At 61.0% G+C, this 13,558-nt stretch carries 13 protein-coding genes and 1 tRNA gene; 8 read left to right on the top strand and 6 right to left on the bottom strand.

The features are described 5' to 3' along the window. Positions 1-11 precede the first annotated feature (11 nt). Positions 12-1,031, bottom strand: coding sequence for a polyprenyl synthetase family protein (locus FHR98_RS15985; protein ID WP_437126642.1), 1,020 nt, complete (start codon positions 1,029-1,031; stop codon positions 12-14). 138 nt (positions 1,032-1,169) lie between these two features. On the opposite strand from FHR98_RS15985, the gene FHR98_RS15980 reads away from it, so the two are divergent. The 7 genes from FHR98_RS15980 (at position 1,170) to FHR98_RS15950 (ending at position 9,006) form a co-directional block, all read left to right on the top strand. Next, positions 1,170-1,388, top strand: a complete 219-nt coding sequence (locus tag FHR98_RS15980) for a putative signal transducing protein (RefSeq protein WP_183417738.1) — start codon at positions 1,170-1,172, stop codon at positions 1,386-1,388. Then, positions 1,385-2,161 carry a tRNA1(Val) (adenine(37)-N6)-methyltransferase gene (locus FHR98_RS15975; protein ID WP_183417737.1) on the top strand — a complete coding sequence of 259 codons (777 nt, stop codon included), beginning with the start codon at positions 1,385-1,387 and terminating at the stop codon, positions 2,159-2,161. Before FHR98_RS15980 ends, FHR98_RS15975 begins: the two co-directional genes overlap by 4 nt. Before the next feature lie 34 nt (positions 2,162-2,195). Next, positions 2,196-2,570, top strand: a complete 375-nt coding sequence (locus FHR98_RS15970) for a hypothetical protein (RefSeq protein ID WP_183417736.1) — start codon at positions 2,196-2,198, stop codon at positions 2,568-2,570. An 84-nt stretch (positions 2,571-2,654) separates the two neighbouring features. Further along, positions 2,655-3,596: a glycine--tRNA ligase subunit alpha gene (locus FHR98_RS15965; RefSeq protein WP_183417735.1), complete on the top strand. Its 942-nt coding sequence runs from the start codon at positions 2,655-2,657 to the stop codon at positions 3,594-3,596. After that, entirely contained in the window at positions 3,589-5,673 is a 2,085-nt protein-coding gene (gene glyS, locus FHR98_RS15960) for a glycine--tRNA ligase subunit beta (protein WP_183417734.1), read from the top strand. Before FHR98_RS15965 ends, glyS begins: the two co-directional genes overlap by 8 nt. A 10-nt stretch (positions 5,674-5,683) precedes the next feature. Further along, entirely contained in the window at positions 5,684-8,359 is a 2,676-nt protein-coding gene (gene ppdK, locus FHR98_RS15955) for a pyruvate, phosphate dikinase (RefSeq protein ID WP_183417733.1), read from the top strand. A 26-nt stretch (positions 8,360-8,385) separates the two neighbouring features. Beyond that, positions 8,386-9,006 (top strand): flavin reductase family protein, encoded by a 621-nt coding sequence (locus FHR98_RS15950; RefSeq protein WP_183417732.1) that lies wholly within the window; start codon positions 8,386-8,388, stop codon positions 9,004-9,006. 26 nt (positions 9,007-9,032) lie between these two features. On the opposite strand, the gene FHR98_RS15945 is transcribed toward FHR98_RS15950, so the two are convergent. Both FHR98_RS15945 and FHR98_RS15940 read right to left on the bottom strand, forming a co-directional pair. Further along, positions 9,033-9,392 carry a hypothetical protein gene (locus FHR98_RS15945; RefSeq protein ID WP_183417731.1) on the bottom strand — a complete coding sequence of 120 codons (360 nt, stop codon included), beginning with the start codon at positions 9,390-9,392 and terminating at the stop codon, positions 9,033-9,035. A 106-nt stretch (positions 9,393-9,498) separates the two neighbouring features. Continuing rightward, positions 9,499-9,574 (bottom strand) — tRNA-Thr (locus FHR98_RS15940). Between the two features lie 170 nt (positions 9,575-9,744). Here FHR98_RS15940 and meaB point away from each other — a divergent pair. After that, the gene (meaB, locus tag FHR98_RS15935) at positions 9,745-10,671 is read left to right on the top strand and encodes a methylmalonyl Co-A mutase-associated GTPase MeaB (RefSeq protein ID WP_183417730.1); all 927 of its coding nucleotides are present in this window, start codon (positions 9,745-9,747) and stop codon (positions 10,669-10,671) included. A gap of 16 nt (positions 10,672-10,687) precedes the next feature. Here meaB and FHR98_RS15930 read toward each other — a convergent pair whose 3' ends face one another. The 3 genes from FHR98_RS15930 to ccmI all read right to left on the bottom strand — a co-directional run bounded on the left by FHR98_RS15930 (position 10,688) and on the right by ccmI (position 13,410). Continuing rightward, positions 10,688-11,023 carry a hypothetical protein gene (locus FHR98_RS15930; RefSeq protein ID WP_183417729.1) on the bottom strand — a complete coding sequence of 112 codons (336 nt, stop codon included), beginning with the start codon at positions 11,021-11,023 and terminating at the stop codon, positions 10,688-10,690. A 67-nt stretch (positions 11,024-11,090) separates the two neighbouring features. Beyond that, positions 11,091-11,993, bottom strand: coding sequence for a CAF17-like 4Fe-4S cluster assembly/insertion protein YgfZ (gene ygfZ, locus FHR98_RS15925; protein ID WP_183417728.1), 903 nt, complete (start codon positions 11,991-11,993; stop codon positions 11,091-11,093). 46 nt (positions 11,994-12,039) lie between these two features. Then, a complete protein-coding gene (gene ccmI, locus FHR98_RS15920; RefSeq protein WP_183417727.1) occupies positions 12,040-13,410 on the bottom strand; it encodes a c-type cytochrome biogenesis protein CcmI in 1,371 nt (456 codons plus the stop codon). Positions 13,411-13,558 lie beyond the last annotated feature (148 nt).

Genomic DNA, 13,558 nt, shown 5'->3' with positions numbered 1-13,558 from the left:
TGGCGCGCTGATTAGAAGCGGCGCGCCACGGTGAATTCGGCCAAATCCAAAAGGGCTGTCTTCTCCGGCCGGTCGGGGAAGGGTGCCAGTGCTTGGCGAGCCTTATCCGCATAGCTCCGCGCTCGATCCATCGCCTCGTCCAACGCACGGTATTTGCGCATCAGCCGTATGGCCTCGGTAATATCCTGGTCGGTCTGTTCCAGATCTTCCAGACAGCGCCGCCAGAAAGCTTTCTCAGCCTCGTCGCCCTGCGCGAAAGCCAGGACGATTGGCAGGGTGATTTTTCCCTCACGGAAATCATCGCCGACGGTCTTGCCCAAGGCAGCCTGTTCGGCAGAGTAATCGAGCACGTCATCGACGAGCTGGAAGGCAATACCCAGGTTCATGCCGAAGCTGCGCAACGCAAGCTCTCGCTCCTCCGGCTCATCCGCAACGACCCCGCCGACCTGTGCCGCGGCGGCAAAAAGTACGGCGGTCTTGGCGCAAATGACATCCATATAGGCGGTCTCGTCGGTCGCGGTGTTGTTGGCAGTCAGTAACTGACCGACCTCACCTTCAGCAATTTCGGCCGAGGCGTCCGATAGAATTTTCAGAACCTTGAGCGATCCGTCCGCCACCATGATTTGAAAGGCGCGCGAGAAGAGAAAATCTCCGACGAGGACGCTGGCCTTGTTTCCCCATACCGCATTGGCGGTCTCCAGCCCGCGACGCAGATGGCTGTCGTCCACGACGTCGTCATGCAGCAGTGTGGCGGTGTGTATGAACTCCACGCAGGCGGCAAGTCCAATGTGCCTTTCACCTTCGTAGCCGCAAAGTCTGGCGGCGGCCAGCGTAAGAATAGGCCGCAAACGCTTACCTCCGGCCGCGATGATGTGTCCGGCAAGCTGCGGGATAAGGGCGACAGGCGACTGCATCCGCTCCAAAATCGTGGCATTGACCTTCTTGAGGTCTGGCTCGACAAGGCGACGCAGATCGCCCAACGGCTCACCGTTGGCAGTCTGTCCAGTCTTTTCAGTGGCATCGGCAACCAGTGGCAAAGCCGATTTCTCCCTCTCGAATGACGTCAGATCATCGCGCCCCTTGGCGCAACGGCATGAATGCTGGCAGCATAGGCCGAGACGCTTAGGCGTCAAGCTTATCCACGGCCAGCAGTTGGGGGCACTTCCTACATGAAGGAACTCGTTCGGAGCAACGATCCTGTCAAGCTATCATGGTTGCAGGCTTTGCTCGCCGACGCGGACATCGAGGCTATCATTCTGGATCAGCACATGAGCACGCTGGAGGGAACGCTGCCGATGCTTCAGCGCCGTTTGATGGTTCTGGATGAAGACTATCTGCGGGCGCGGCGAATTCTGGAAGAGGCGGGCGAGGAGTTGCCGACGCGATGACCGACGCCGTCACTGCGGACCGTCTTCTCGGCGGTCGTGTATTGCTGCAGCAGCCCGCGGAAGGCTACCGCGTGGCGATAGACCCGGTGTTCCTAGCCGCGGCCGTACCGGCCCTGGACGGTCAGTCCGTGGTCGATTTGGGCTGCGGAGTCGGGGCTGCATCCCTATGTTTGCTGCAGCGGGTGCCGGGCGCGCGGGTCGTTGGTCTGGAGATTCAGCGGGCGCTCTTCAGGTTGGCATCGGCAAACGCCCGCGCCAATAACATGGCGGGGCGATTCACACCGGTCGTCGGCGACATCTTGTCGCTACCGCCGCGATTTGCACCGGGCAGTTTTGATCATGTGATGGTCAATCCGCCCTACCTGGAAGCGGGCAAGGCGACGGCCTCGCCGAAAGGGACGCGCGCGATCGCCGATCAGGAAGGAGAAGCCCAGCTTTCGGACTGGGTACGCGTGGCCCTGCTGCTGGTGCGCGACAAAGGCAGCGTCACTTTCATTCAACGGGCCGATCGCTTGGAAAAGCTGCTGGCGGCATTTGACGGCAAAGCCGGCGAGCTTCTTGTCTATCCACTTTGGCCAAAGCCCGGCCGGCCAGCGCGCCGGGTGCTCGTTCGGGCCCGCAAGAACGTGCTGACGCCAACGCGATTGTTGGCCGGACTGCCTTTGCACAAGACCGACGGAAGCTATACGGACACGGCGGAAGCGGTCCTTCGTGACGCCGCCCGTCTCGATCTGACAGCCGCAGATCCGCCCGACGGCCAAGCCGATGCTTGACCAGTCGTCCGGCTAGCCTCATAAACCTTGACCCATGTTGTTCAGTTTTTCTTTCCAGAAACTCATCGTCCTGGCCGGGATCATCGCTGCGGTCTGGTACGGGTTCCGTGTGGCCAACCGGATCAAGACGGAGCGTGATCGCCAAGGCGCATTCGATCAACGCAAGGAAGCCAGGAAAGCGGCCGCTGGCAGCCCTTCCTGGCGCGACCGTGCCAAGGCTGCCGGCCGGCAGGCATGGGGTGGTTCCCGACGGTCCGCGAAAGCCAAGCCGGGTGCCGACTCCGCTGGGCGGGCCGAGGCGATTGAGGCTGAGGAAATGGTCGAATGTTCAACCTGTGGCGCCTACGTTCCGGCGCACGGTTACAAGGGGGTAAGCAGGAACTGTGGACGCGGCGATTGCCCCTATTGATTCGGCTTGTTGATTCCCCACGGTTCGCTGGCTAAGGTGCAGCGCATTTCGGCAGTGCAACAAGATTGAGCGACAGGCCTTTTCATGACCGCCAGGGACCCAGAACCCAAAACGAAGAAGATTGTGGATCCGCAGCGTTGCTTCCAACGCCTCATCCTCAAGCTCCAGAATTATTGGGCCGATCGCGGTTGCGTCATCTTGCAGCCCTACGACATGGAGGTTGGCGCGGGAACCTTTCATCCCGCGACGACTCTGCGCAGCCTGGGCCCGGATCGTTTCTGGAACTGTGCTTATGTCCAGCCGTCCCGCAGGCCGACCGACGGCCGCTATGGAGAAAACCCCAATCGCCTGCAGCATTACTATCAGTTTCAGGTTCTATTGAAGCCCTCGCCGTCGGACTGCCAGGAACTCTATCTCGGTAGTCTTCGCGAGCTTGGTATCGATCCGCTGGAGCATGATATCCGCTTCGTCGAGGACGACTGGGAAAGCCCGACGCTGGGGGCCTGGGGTCTGGGTTGGGAGGTCTGGTGCGACGGCATGGAGGTGACGCAATTCACCTATTTCCAACAGGTGGGCGGCATTGATTGCGATCCGGTTCCGGTCGAGTTGACCTATGGACTGGAGCGTCTGGCCATGTACGTGCAGGGCGTGGAGAACGTCTACGACCTCGATTGGGACGGCCTTCCGGCGGATAAGGGCGGCAAAACCTATGGCGATGTCTTCCTGCGCGCCGAGCAGGAATTCTCCGCCTTTAACTTCGAGCACGCGACCACCGAAGCGTTGTTTCGCCACTTCACGGACGCCGAGGCGGAATGCGCTAATTTGCTCTCGGCCAAGCTGGCGCTGCCTGCTTATGACCAATGCATGAAGGCCAGCCATCTTTTTAATTTGTTGGATGCGCGGGGCGTCATCTCGGTCACGGAACGCCAGGCCTACATCGGCCGGGTGCGGGCCTTGGCAAAAGGGTGTTGCGAGGCATGGGTGGGGGTCGCCGGCAACGAGCCAGCGGAGGCAGCCAATGTCTGATTTGCTGCTGGAGCTGCTGTCCGAGGAAATACCGGCGCGCATGCAGGGGCGTGCCGCCGACGACCTGAAGCGCCTTTTCGAAGAGTCGCTGAAGAAGGCTGGGCTGTCCCATAGCGGTATCGCCAGTTATTCGACACCGCGCCGCTTGACGCTGGCAGTGTTTGGTCTTCCGGATCGCCAACCGGATGTAACCGAGGAGCGGCGCGGCCCGCGCGAAGGCGCGCCCGAGAAGGCGATCGAGGGGTTCCTTAAGGGCAATGGCCTGACCTCTCTCGACGAGGCGGAGCTGCGCGAAACCGAGAAAGGCAAATTCTGGTTCGCCATTCGAAAGATCAAAGGCCGCGATACAGCCGACGTGCTGACCGAAATTCTGGAGTCGACTCTGCGCGCTTTGCCCTGGCCGAAATCCATGCGTTGGGGCGAAAATCAGTTCCGCTGGGTTCGGCCTCTGCATGGAGTCCTGGCAATATTTGGTGGTGAGCCCTTGAAGGGCGCGCTTGATCTGGGCGATAGCAAGTTGGACTTCTCCGCCAGCACGAGCGGCCACCGCTTCCTGGCGCCCGAACCTTTCACCGTGTCCTCCTTCGAGGACTATGTGGAGAAACTGGCCAATGCCAAGGTAGTCCTTGATCCGGCGGTGCGCCGCAAGGTGATTGCCGATCAGGCAGCCGAGATCGCGACTGCAGAGGGGCTAAGGGTCCGGCAGGACGAAGCGCTGCTTGATGAGGTGGCTGGCTTGGTCGAGTGGCCCAATACGCTGATGGGCAAAATTGATGAAGCCTTCATGGACCTGCCGCCCGAAGTGTTGACGACGTCAATGCGCGCGCACCAGAAATACTTCGCGCTGGAAAACGCCGACGGCAGCCTTGCGCCGCGATTCCTGCTGGTCTCCGACATGGAAGCCTTCGCGGGAACGACGCGCCGTGCCAACATCATCGCCGGCAACGAACGGGTACTACGCCCGCGCCTGTCGGACGCCCGCTTCTTCTGGGATCAGGACCGCAGGCGGACGCTGGAATCCCGTGAGGGCGATCTCAAGCAGGTGGTGTTCCATGCCAAACTCGGCACGGTGGAAGACAAGGTTGATCGGGTAACGGCGCTGGGTGTCTCGCTGGCCAGGTTGGTCCCGGACGCCGATGTGGACCGGGTGCGCTCGGCCGCCCGTCTGGCCAAGGCCGATCTCACGACCGGCATGGTGGGCGAGTTTCCCGAACTGCAGGGCACCATTGGCCGCTATTACGCGCTGGCGGACGGTGAGCACGCCGACGTGGCCGACGCCATCGCCGAGCATTATGCGCCGCTGGGGCCCGGCGACCGTTGCCCCAGCGCGCCGACCTCGGTCTGCGTGGCCCTGGCCGACAAGATCGATACCCTGGTCGGGTTCTGGGCCATCGACGAGAAGCCCACGGGCTCGAAAGACCCCTATGCGCTGCGCCGCGCCGCGCTGGGCGTCATCCGCCTGATCCTCGAGAACAGACTTCGTCTGGGTCTGTTGCAAGTCTTCGAGACGGCGCATCGAGGCATTGGGAGCAATAGTGATTCGGCACAGATCAGACAGGACCTGCTGACCTTCTTCGCCGACCGGCTGAAGGTCGCCTTGCGCGACCAGGGGGTTCGTCATGACCTTATTGCCGCGGTCTTTGCTCTGGGTGAGGACGACTTCGTGCGTCTGGTGGACCGGGTGCGGGCGCTCAGTGCCTTCATCGAGAGCGATGCCGGCAGCAATCTGCTGATCGCCTATCGTCGCGCCGCCAACATCGTCCGTATCGAGGAAAAGAAGGACGACATCCAGTTCAGTGATGCGCCTGCCAAATCGAAGCTGGTCGAGCTTGAGGAAAAGGCGCTCTACGAGGCTATTCGCGAGGCGGGTTCGGCGGCGGACAAAGCGCTGGCGGCGGAAGACTTTGGCGGCGCGATGGACGCTCTGGCTGCCTTGCGCGGCCCGGTCGATGCGTTTTTCGAGAAAGTGACAGTGAATGCCGAGGATGGCGACCTGCGCGCCAATCGCCTGCGCTTGCTGACTTCCATCAAGGCCATTCTGGATCGGGTGGCTGATTTTTCGATGATCGAGGGATAGGGAAAGATCAATGACCAAGTGGGTCTACAGCTTCGGCGGCGGTACGGCCGACGGCAAAGCGGATTTGCGTAATCTTCTGGGCGGCAAGGGCGCCAACCTGGCCGAGATGTCGGCTCTGGGGCTGCCGGTGCCGCCGGGTTTTACCATCACCACCGAGGTTTGCACCTACTTCAATCAGCACGGTCACAGCTATCCGGACAGCCTGGCGGACGAGTTGGCCCAGGCCTTGGCAAAGGTGGAAGCGGAAGTCGGCGCCTTGTTCGGCGATGCGAAGAACCCGTTGCTGGTATCGGTTCGCTCCGGTGCCCGCGTTTCCATGCCCGGCATGATGGATACGGTACTCAACCTGGGCCTCAACGATGCGACCGTCGAGGGCTTGGCAAGCCGTTCCGGCGACCCGCGGTTCGCCTATGACAGCTATCGCCGGTTCATTCAGATGTACTCGAACGTTGTGCTGGGCGTGGATCACCACAATTTCGAAGAGATACTGGAGCTCGAGAAAGAGGAAAAAGGCGTTTCGCTGGATACCGAGCTGAACGCCGAGGACTGGCAGCGCATCATCGTCCAGTACAAGGAGAGGGTTGAAGAAGAGCACGGCAAGGCCTTCCCGCAAGACCCGAAGGAACAGCTGTGGGGTGCCATTGAAGCGGTCTTTGGCTCTTGGATGAACCAACGCGCTATCACCTATCGCCGGCTGCATGGGGTGCCCGAGGACTGGGGCACTGCGGTCAATGTCCAGGCCATGGTTTTCGGTAACATGGGCGATGATTGCGCGACCGGTGTGGCCTTTACCCGCGATCCCTCCACGGGCCGGAATTACTTTTACGGCGAGTATCTGGTCAACGCCCAGGGCGAGGACGTGGTGGCCGGTATTCGCACGCCGCAGTCGTTGACCAAGGCCGCGCGCGAGGAAAGCGGCGGCGACCTGCCGTCGATGGAAGAAGTCATGCCGGAGGTCTTCGGCCAGTTGCTAGCAGTGCGCGAACGCCTGGAACGGCACTACCGTGATATGCAGGATATCGAGTTCACCGTTCAATCCGGCAAGCTCTACATGCTGCAGACCCGCGGCGGGAAACGCACGACGCCGGCGGCGCTCAAGATCGCGGTGGATATGGTTGCCGACGGCTTGATCACGCGCGAAGAAGCGGTGCAGCGCATCGATCCTCTGCAGCTCGATCAACTATTGCATCCGACGCTGGACCCAAATGCTGAGCGGGTGATCGTGGCGCGCGGGCTTCCCGCATCGCCGGGTGCGGCCTCCGGGATCATCGTTTTCTCTGCCGATGAAGCCGAAAAGCGCGCCCAGGCGGGCGAAGCCGTCATCCTCTGCCGGGTGGAAACCAGCCCGGAAGACATTCACGGGATGCATGCGGCCAAAGGCATTCTGACGACGCGCGGCGGCATGACCAGTCACGCGGCCGTGGTGGCACGCGGCATGGGCCGGGCGTGTGTTGCCGGCGCGGGCGAACTGCGGGTCGATTATCGCAACGGCACGATCCGCGTGCGCGATATCGAACTAAAGGCGGGCGATATCATCACGATTGATGGCAGTTCCGGTGAGATTTACCAGGGTGCTGTGCAGACGATCCAACCGGAACTGTCCGGTGATTTCGCAACGCTGATGACCTGGGCCGATGGCATCCGCACCCTGAAGGTCAGGACTAATGCCGAGACGCCAACGGACTGCCGCACGGCGATTGGTTTCGGTGCGGAGGGGATCGGCCTTTGCCGGACTGAGCACATGTTCTTCGATGCCACGCGCATCGTCGCGGTTCGGGAAATGATTCTGGCAGAGCAGACCGAGGGTCGCCGCAAGGCACTGGCGAAGTTGCTCCCCATGCAGCGACAGGACTTCGTTGAGATATTCAAGATCATGCGTGGCCTGCCGGTCACTATCCGGTTGCTCGACCCACCCTTGCACGAGTTCTTGCCGCGCGAAGAGTCGGAGTTCTCGGAAGTGGCCGAAGCAGCGGGCGTTTCCGTAGAGTTGTTGCGCGACCGTGTCATCAAACTGGCCGAGATGAACCCTATGCTGGGCCATCGGGGTTGCCGGCTGGCCATCACGTACCCCGAAATCTACGAGATGCAGGCCCGCGCCATCTTCGAGGCCGCAGTCGCGGTGCAGAAGGAATCCGGCGAGGCACCGTTGGTCGAAGTCATGATCCCGCTGGTGTCCATGGAGGCCGAGCTGACTCGCCTTACGGCATTGGTGCGAGACGTGGCGGAAGCTGTCTTCAATGAAACCGGCGAGCGGCTGGAGTATTTGGTGGGCACCATGATCGAATTGCCGCGCGCCTGTCTCCTCGCGGACCGGATCGCCAAGGATGCTGAGTTCTTTTCATTCGGCACCAACGATTTGACGCAAACTACTTTTGGCCTGTCGCGAGACGATGCCGGAAACTTCCTGCCCGCCTACGAGGCGCGCGGTATCCTGGAGCAAGATCCTTTCGTTTCGCTCGATCAGGACGGCGTCGGCCAGTTGGTGGCCATGGCCGCCGAGCGAGGCCGCCGGACGCGCGAAACCATCAAACTGGGAATCTGCGGTGAACACGGCGGCGACCCCGCCTCGGTTCGCTTCTGTCATGGGGTTGGGCTGGACTATGTTTCTTGCTCGCCATTCCGCGTGCCGATCGCCCGCTTGGCCGCGGCACAGGCGGCGCTGCAGAAAGCCGAGCGCGACGTTTGACAGGAATGCTGGAGTAAGTTCGGCCCATGTACTACGAGGCAGGTCAGCATAAAGCCGCAGGGTTACCCTACAATCCCTTCAAGGCGATTGTCGCGCCGCGCCCGATCGGTTGGATCACCACATTGGATGGTCAGGGGCGCATCAATCTAGCGCCCTACAGTTTCTTCAATGCCGTGTCGGATTCTCCGCCGACCGTGTTCTTCGCATCCAGCGGGCGTTCACGCGAGGTTGGCGTCAAGGACAGTCAGGCCAACGCCGAGGAAACCGGCGAGTTCGTCTGCAATATGGCGACCTGGGATTTGCGCGATGCAATGAACAAGACCTCCGCGTCCTTACCGGCCGGCGAAGACGAGGCAGCCTTCGCCGGCTTGGAGATGGTGCCGTCGCGGCTGGTAAAGCCACCTCGGGTCAAGGCTTCGCCGGTGCATTTGGAATGCCGGTATCTGCAAACCCTGGAGTTGCCCTCAAACGATCCGGACAATGGGAACTTCGTTGTGTTCGGAGAGGTCGTGGCGGTCCACATCGACGACGCGATGATTGACGAGAAAGGGTTGCTGGACGTGACTCGCTATAAGCCGATCGCGCGACTGGGCTACATGGATTATGCCGTGGTCGAGCAAGTTTTCTCTATGGATCGACCGAGCTGATCCCTTTGGTCCGCTGAGGTTTGCCGTCAGTCGGTGTCGAATTCAAACTGGCCGTTCTGGCCGCCCAGACCTTCCTCACCGCCGTCTTGACCGCTTCCTGGCGTGCTTGATGAATCTCCGGGAGACGAGCCTGCCGCGCCACCTGGACTTCCACTACCGGGGGTGCCGCCGCCCACACTGGCACCGCTGTCGCCGTCGGAAGGATTGGACGCGGCCGCGTGGCTAGGCGAGGCCTTCAAAGAATCATGAGCTTCGCGCCAGGTCGCGGCGGTGAAACTTGCGATGGACGTGAGAATGATGGTGGCGGCAATGGCCATCAAGCCGATGACCAAAGATTCCTCGACAAGGCTGGCACCCTCGTCTTTCCGCAGGAAAGACTTCCACATTTGAACCCCCCAGTAGATATCCGTAGTGCCCAGCGGAATTGTTTTTTGTCCGTCAGGGCTTGCCGCTAATTAGGCGGTAAATGGTTAACAAAAGGTTAATGGGAGGTGGTGCCGACGGCAGGACTTGAACCTGCAACCTACCGCTTACAAGGCGGTTGCTCTACCATTTGAGCTACGTCGGCGTCATGCGGAGCCCGGCCGAACCGTCCGCTTGAGTTTGCTCGCCGCTGGTTTGCCTCAGCAGCGCGGGCGGTGCAAGCGTTTTGAGTAAATTTGCGACTCCTAGAGTCTTCACAGCGCGTTCTACTGCGTGCAATCTGTTATCGGCCGAAGAGGAGCAAAGAGGTTTACCTTGACCCTAGAAGAGATCAGAAAAGAAGGAAAAGCGGGCCTTGCACGGGCTTTGGCTCTGCTTGAGCGCAAGCCCGAGGACGCGAAGAATGTCGCACTGCTCGATGAGGCCTACCGCGCATCCCAGGCGCGGGTTATTGGTCTCACGGGGCCGCCAGGCGTCGGTAAATCCACGCTGGCGGGTGCGCTCATCGGCCGACTTCGTGCCGCGGGCCAGAGCGTGGCTGTCATCGCCGTTGACCCTTCTTCGCGCCGTTCCGGCGGCGCTTTGCTCGGCGATCGAACGCGTGTTGCGACCGATCCGACCGACGATCAAGTTTTCGTGCGCTCCATGGCGGCGCGCGACCGCCTGGGAGGATTGGCGGAACTAACCCTCGCGGCCATGGTGTTGATGCGAGCGCTCTATGATGTCGTGCTGGTCGAGACCGTCGGGGTCGGGCAATCGGAAACCGATGTCGCCGAGGTCGCCGATAGCGTGGTGTTTTGCGTGCAGCCGGGTTCGGGAGATGCTTTGCAGTTCATGAAAGCGGGAATCATGGAGATTCCTGACGTAGCCGTGGTCACCAAGTCCGACAGCGGCCCCAACGCCCGCAAGGCGCTCGCCGATCTGAAGGGCGCGCTCAGTTTGGCGGACGATGGCGTGGAAGACGCGTGGCCCGTGGAAGTGCTGGGCGTTTCTGCCCAAAGCGGCGACGGCGTGGATAGCTTACTGGCCGTGCTGGTAAAGCACTGGGAATGGCTAAATGAATCAAGCCGTCTGACCCGTCGGCGCGAATCGCAAGCGCGCCAGTGGCTGGTGGAAGCGTTGCGGGAACGTTTCGGTCGCGAAGGCTTGCGTCGCCTTGGACTGCCCGACTTGCCGGTCGGGGCCTCGCCCTTCGGACGTCTTGCGGAGCTTTCGGCCAAGGTGCGTAGCGCACCGGTTTAGCGGCTTACTTTACCCGCTATCGCCCACGACAAAAGGTTGCGGTCATCTCCGCCGAGCTCTGATCTTCCGCCAGATGGGTTAGGTTCGTCGTTTGACAACGATAGACCCGCCGCACCGCGGTTCGCATGTCTTCGGCGACGCCTTTTCCCTGATCCCGGCTGCTGACGTAAAAGCGGTTATCCTGGCGCCTGTCCCGCCCGACACCATAGGTCACGCCGCCGACCGTCTCGTAGGTCAAAAACGAGATGCCCTCGACATCGCGGTACTGCCGCGATCCGCTGCAAGCCGAAGCCAGAAGGCCTAAGCCGAACAACGCCAGTACAGCCTTGCTGTTGAATCCCGTACCTGTCATCGGAGGAGATTAACCCGGTCAAGGCGGTCGCCTCAAGACGGGCTTTCGGCGTGCGCCACTCCGGCCATCAGACCTTGGGCAGCCGCATCCAGCTTGGCACGGATGGAATGATGGTCGTCGACCCTGATTGCAGTGGCGTGCTTGGGTGCGGCGTCTCGTCGAGTGCTTCCAGCCGCAGCAGAGCAATAGCCCCCAAATTGTCCTGTGAACGCAGTTCGCCGACAACCTTGTCACCTTGGGTAATTTCGCTTCCCGGTTGGGGGGGCGGGCCTTTGAAAACCACGGGTACAAGCCGTCGCTTTACGAGGCCACGGTAACGCATCCGAGCGGTTAGTTCCTGGCCGATGAAGCAACCCTTTTTCCAGTCGATACCGCCCAGCTCATCGAAACCGGCCTCCATCAGCGTCGTCTTCTCTATCTCCAGATCCCGCGACCCGTCGGGTATGCCCAAGCCGATTCGAAGCCGTTCGTAGGCTCCGGGCTGCTCGGGCTCAAAGCCTGCAGATTCGAGCGTTGCTGCGAAGGAATTCCGAGGGAGAAGGGCGCGCAGCCCCAGGTCCGGCAGGCGCGGGTCCGCAAAGGCGATGCCGTCGAAAACCGGTTTGGCGGCGCCGGCTATTTTCGGTAAGGCGGCCTTCTCATTGGCGTCCGCTCCGAATAGGGCAACCACGGCGAGCTCGGGCGCCGGTGTAAGGGTGACTTTCGATCGCAGTTTGTAGAGCGTAAGTCTTCTGGTCAGGTCGGGCAGGCGCTCAGCTTCACCTTCCAGGAATAGTGTTTCTCCTTGTTCCACCAGGCAAAATTCGTGAAGAAACTTACCCTGGGGGGTCAATAGCGCGGCCCAAACCGCGCGGTCGCGGCCGAGAGTCAGAGCATCGTTGCTAATCAGACCTTGCAGCAGATTCTTGCGATCCTCGCCTTCTATCTTGAGGGCGGCGCGATTCTCCAGGTGACGGTAGCAAGGTGCCATTCACACAATCTCCTATCGGTCATCGTAACAGGACTTGGTATCAGGATCAGGGGGATAAAAGGTCCAATTGCGCCGTCACGAAGGCGCGAACTTCCGAATCCGGCGGCAACAATGGCAACAATCTGGTCCAGTAGGTGCGCGCTGCAACGCCGTCGTCGCGCTGGCGTGCCACTTCGCCCAGGAAGAACAACGCATCGATCGAATCTGGGTCCAGTGCCAGGGCGCGCTCAAAATAGGTCTGTACGCTGTGCGGTAAATTCTGGCCGCGACCAGTAGCCTTGACCCATGCCATGGCGGCCTGACTCTGTGCCCCGACGTCGTCGGACAACAGGTCCGCAGCCCGTGAATAGGCTTGCGCGGAATTGACCGGTTTACCGAGGACGGTATAGGCCTGTCCCAACCGTTGCCAGCCCTCCGCGTCATCCGGTTGCGCCTCCAAACGAGCCGCCAAACCCTCGACCATGTCATTGATCATTTGGCGCTGATCTTCATCCAATCCGGCAAGGCCGTCTTCTGGCTGCCCTTGGGGCGTGGCCATCAGGGCACTCGGCAGCTCGCGATCCAACTCGGCCGCTAGTTCCTGCGCAGCGGCAAGCACGCCGGGTCGCCAGGCAGCGTCCGCCGGTGCTTCGTTCAGCAAGCTCATCAGTTCCGTTAGTGCAGCCTCACCCTGACCCTCTCGCGAGAGAAGTATGGCGAAAAAGAATCTGGCCCGATGGTCGTTGGGGTCGATTTCAAGGGCCTTCTCCAAAGCCCGCTTGGCTCCGGGAACAATGGTGCCTTCGTTGGCCAGGATCAGCGCTTCAGCCATACCTGCATGGTAGCGCGCCTGGCTTTGATCGAGTTGCAGGGCGCGGCGCAAGGCGTCACTGGCGTCGCTGTAGCGGCCCAGTTGGACCCGCGTTTGTCCCAGGTTATACCAAGCCTCCGCATCACCCGGCGTTTCTTCCACCTGGGCGGTGAGGCGGGTCTCCAGGTCGATGACCGGTTGCAGCGACTTCTGTTGCTCGGCAATGGCCAACAGTTCCTTTTGCCGTTCGGCATAGGGGCGACCCGGGACGCTCGGATTCCCGATCAGCAAATAGAGCGCGAGACTCGCCATAGGGATGGCAAGCCCCAGCGCAACCAGACCCCAGATCGGTACCAAATTAGGGTCTCGTTTGTGCGCCTGCTTCTTGTTTTGCTCTTCGGTCTTCAAAATCTTCCTACTAATTTCCGTAGTCGCTGCGGTGAACTCCTGCCGATCGATCAGGCCACGTTCGAAGTCTCGCTCCAGTTCACGAAGCTGTGCCCGGTGGACTTCCAGCTCATGGGTCGCGCGGTCAGAATCGGTTGCGGCACGTCGACGCAATCCCGTCAGTATAAACAAGCCAGCGACAAACGCGCTTAATAAGGCTATCGCAAGCCAGATATTCATCGATATGTTTCCGGTCCTTCTTGCACGGCTACGCGCGATTAACGCCATTTAGGGAGTTGAGCGTTCGGATGCGAGGCCATTTAATTCAATGCTTCAGCTATCTTCCTGGTTTGGTCCGCTCGGATCAGCTAAAACCGAGAGGCCAACG

Origin of the sequence: Limibacillus halophilus (assembly GCF_014191775.1) — a bacterium.
Lineage (GTDB): Bacteria > Pseudomonadota > Alphaproteobacteria > Kiloniellales > CECT-8803 > Limibacillus > Limibacillus halophilus.
Note: the sequence above shows the minus strand (reverse complement) of the source record. Positions and strands in the feature narration are given on the sequence as shown.

Coding starts and splice junctions, on each gene's coding strand:
- FHR98_RS15980 (WP_183417738.1), top strand. CDS start 1,170: ATGAAGGAACTCGTTCGGAGCAACGATCCTGTCAAGCTATCATGGTTG.
- FHR98_RS15930 (WP_183417729.1), bottom strand. CDS start 11,023: ATGACAGGTACGGGATTCAACAGCAAGGCTGTACTGGCGTTGTTCGGC.
- ygfZ (WP_183417728.1), bottom strand. CDS start 11,993: ATGGCACCTTGCTACCGTCACCTGGAGAATCGCGCCGCCCTCAAGATA.
- FHR98_RS15950 (WP_183417732.1), top strand. CDS start 8,386: ATGTACTACGAGGCAGGTCAGCATAAAGCCGCAGGGTTACCCTACAAT.
- FHR98_RS15945 (WP_183417731.1), bottom strand. CDS start 9,392: ATGTGGAAGTCTTTCCTGCGGAAAGACGAGGGTGCCAGCCTTGTCGAG.
- FHR98_RS15970 (WP_183417736.1), top strand. CDS start 2,196: ATGTTGTTCAGTTTTTCTTTCCAGAAACTCATCGTCCTGGCCGGGATC.
- ccmI (WP_183417727.1), bottom strand. CDS start 13,410: ATGAATATCTGGCTTGCGATAGCCTTATTAAGCGCGTTTGTCGCTGGC.
- ppdK (WP_183417733.1), top strand. CDS start 5,684: ATGACCAAGTGGGTCTACAGCTTCGGCGGCGGTACGGCCGACGGCAAA.
- FHR98_RS15975 (WP_183417737.1), top strand. CDS start 1,385: ATGACCGACGCCGTCACTGCGGACCGTCTTCTCGGCGGTCGTGTATTG.
- glyS (WP_183417734.1), top strand. CDS start 3,589: ATGTCTGATTTGCTGCTGGAGCTGCTGTCCGAGGAAATACCGGCGCGC.
- FHR98_RS15965 (WP_183417735.1), top strand. CDS start 2,655: ATGACCGCCAGGGACCCAGAACCCAAAACGAAGAAGATTGTGGATCCG.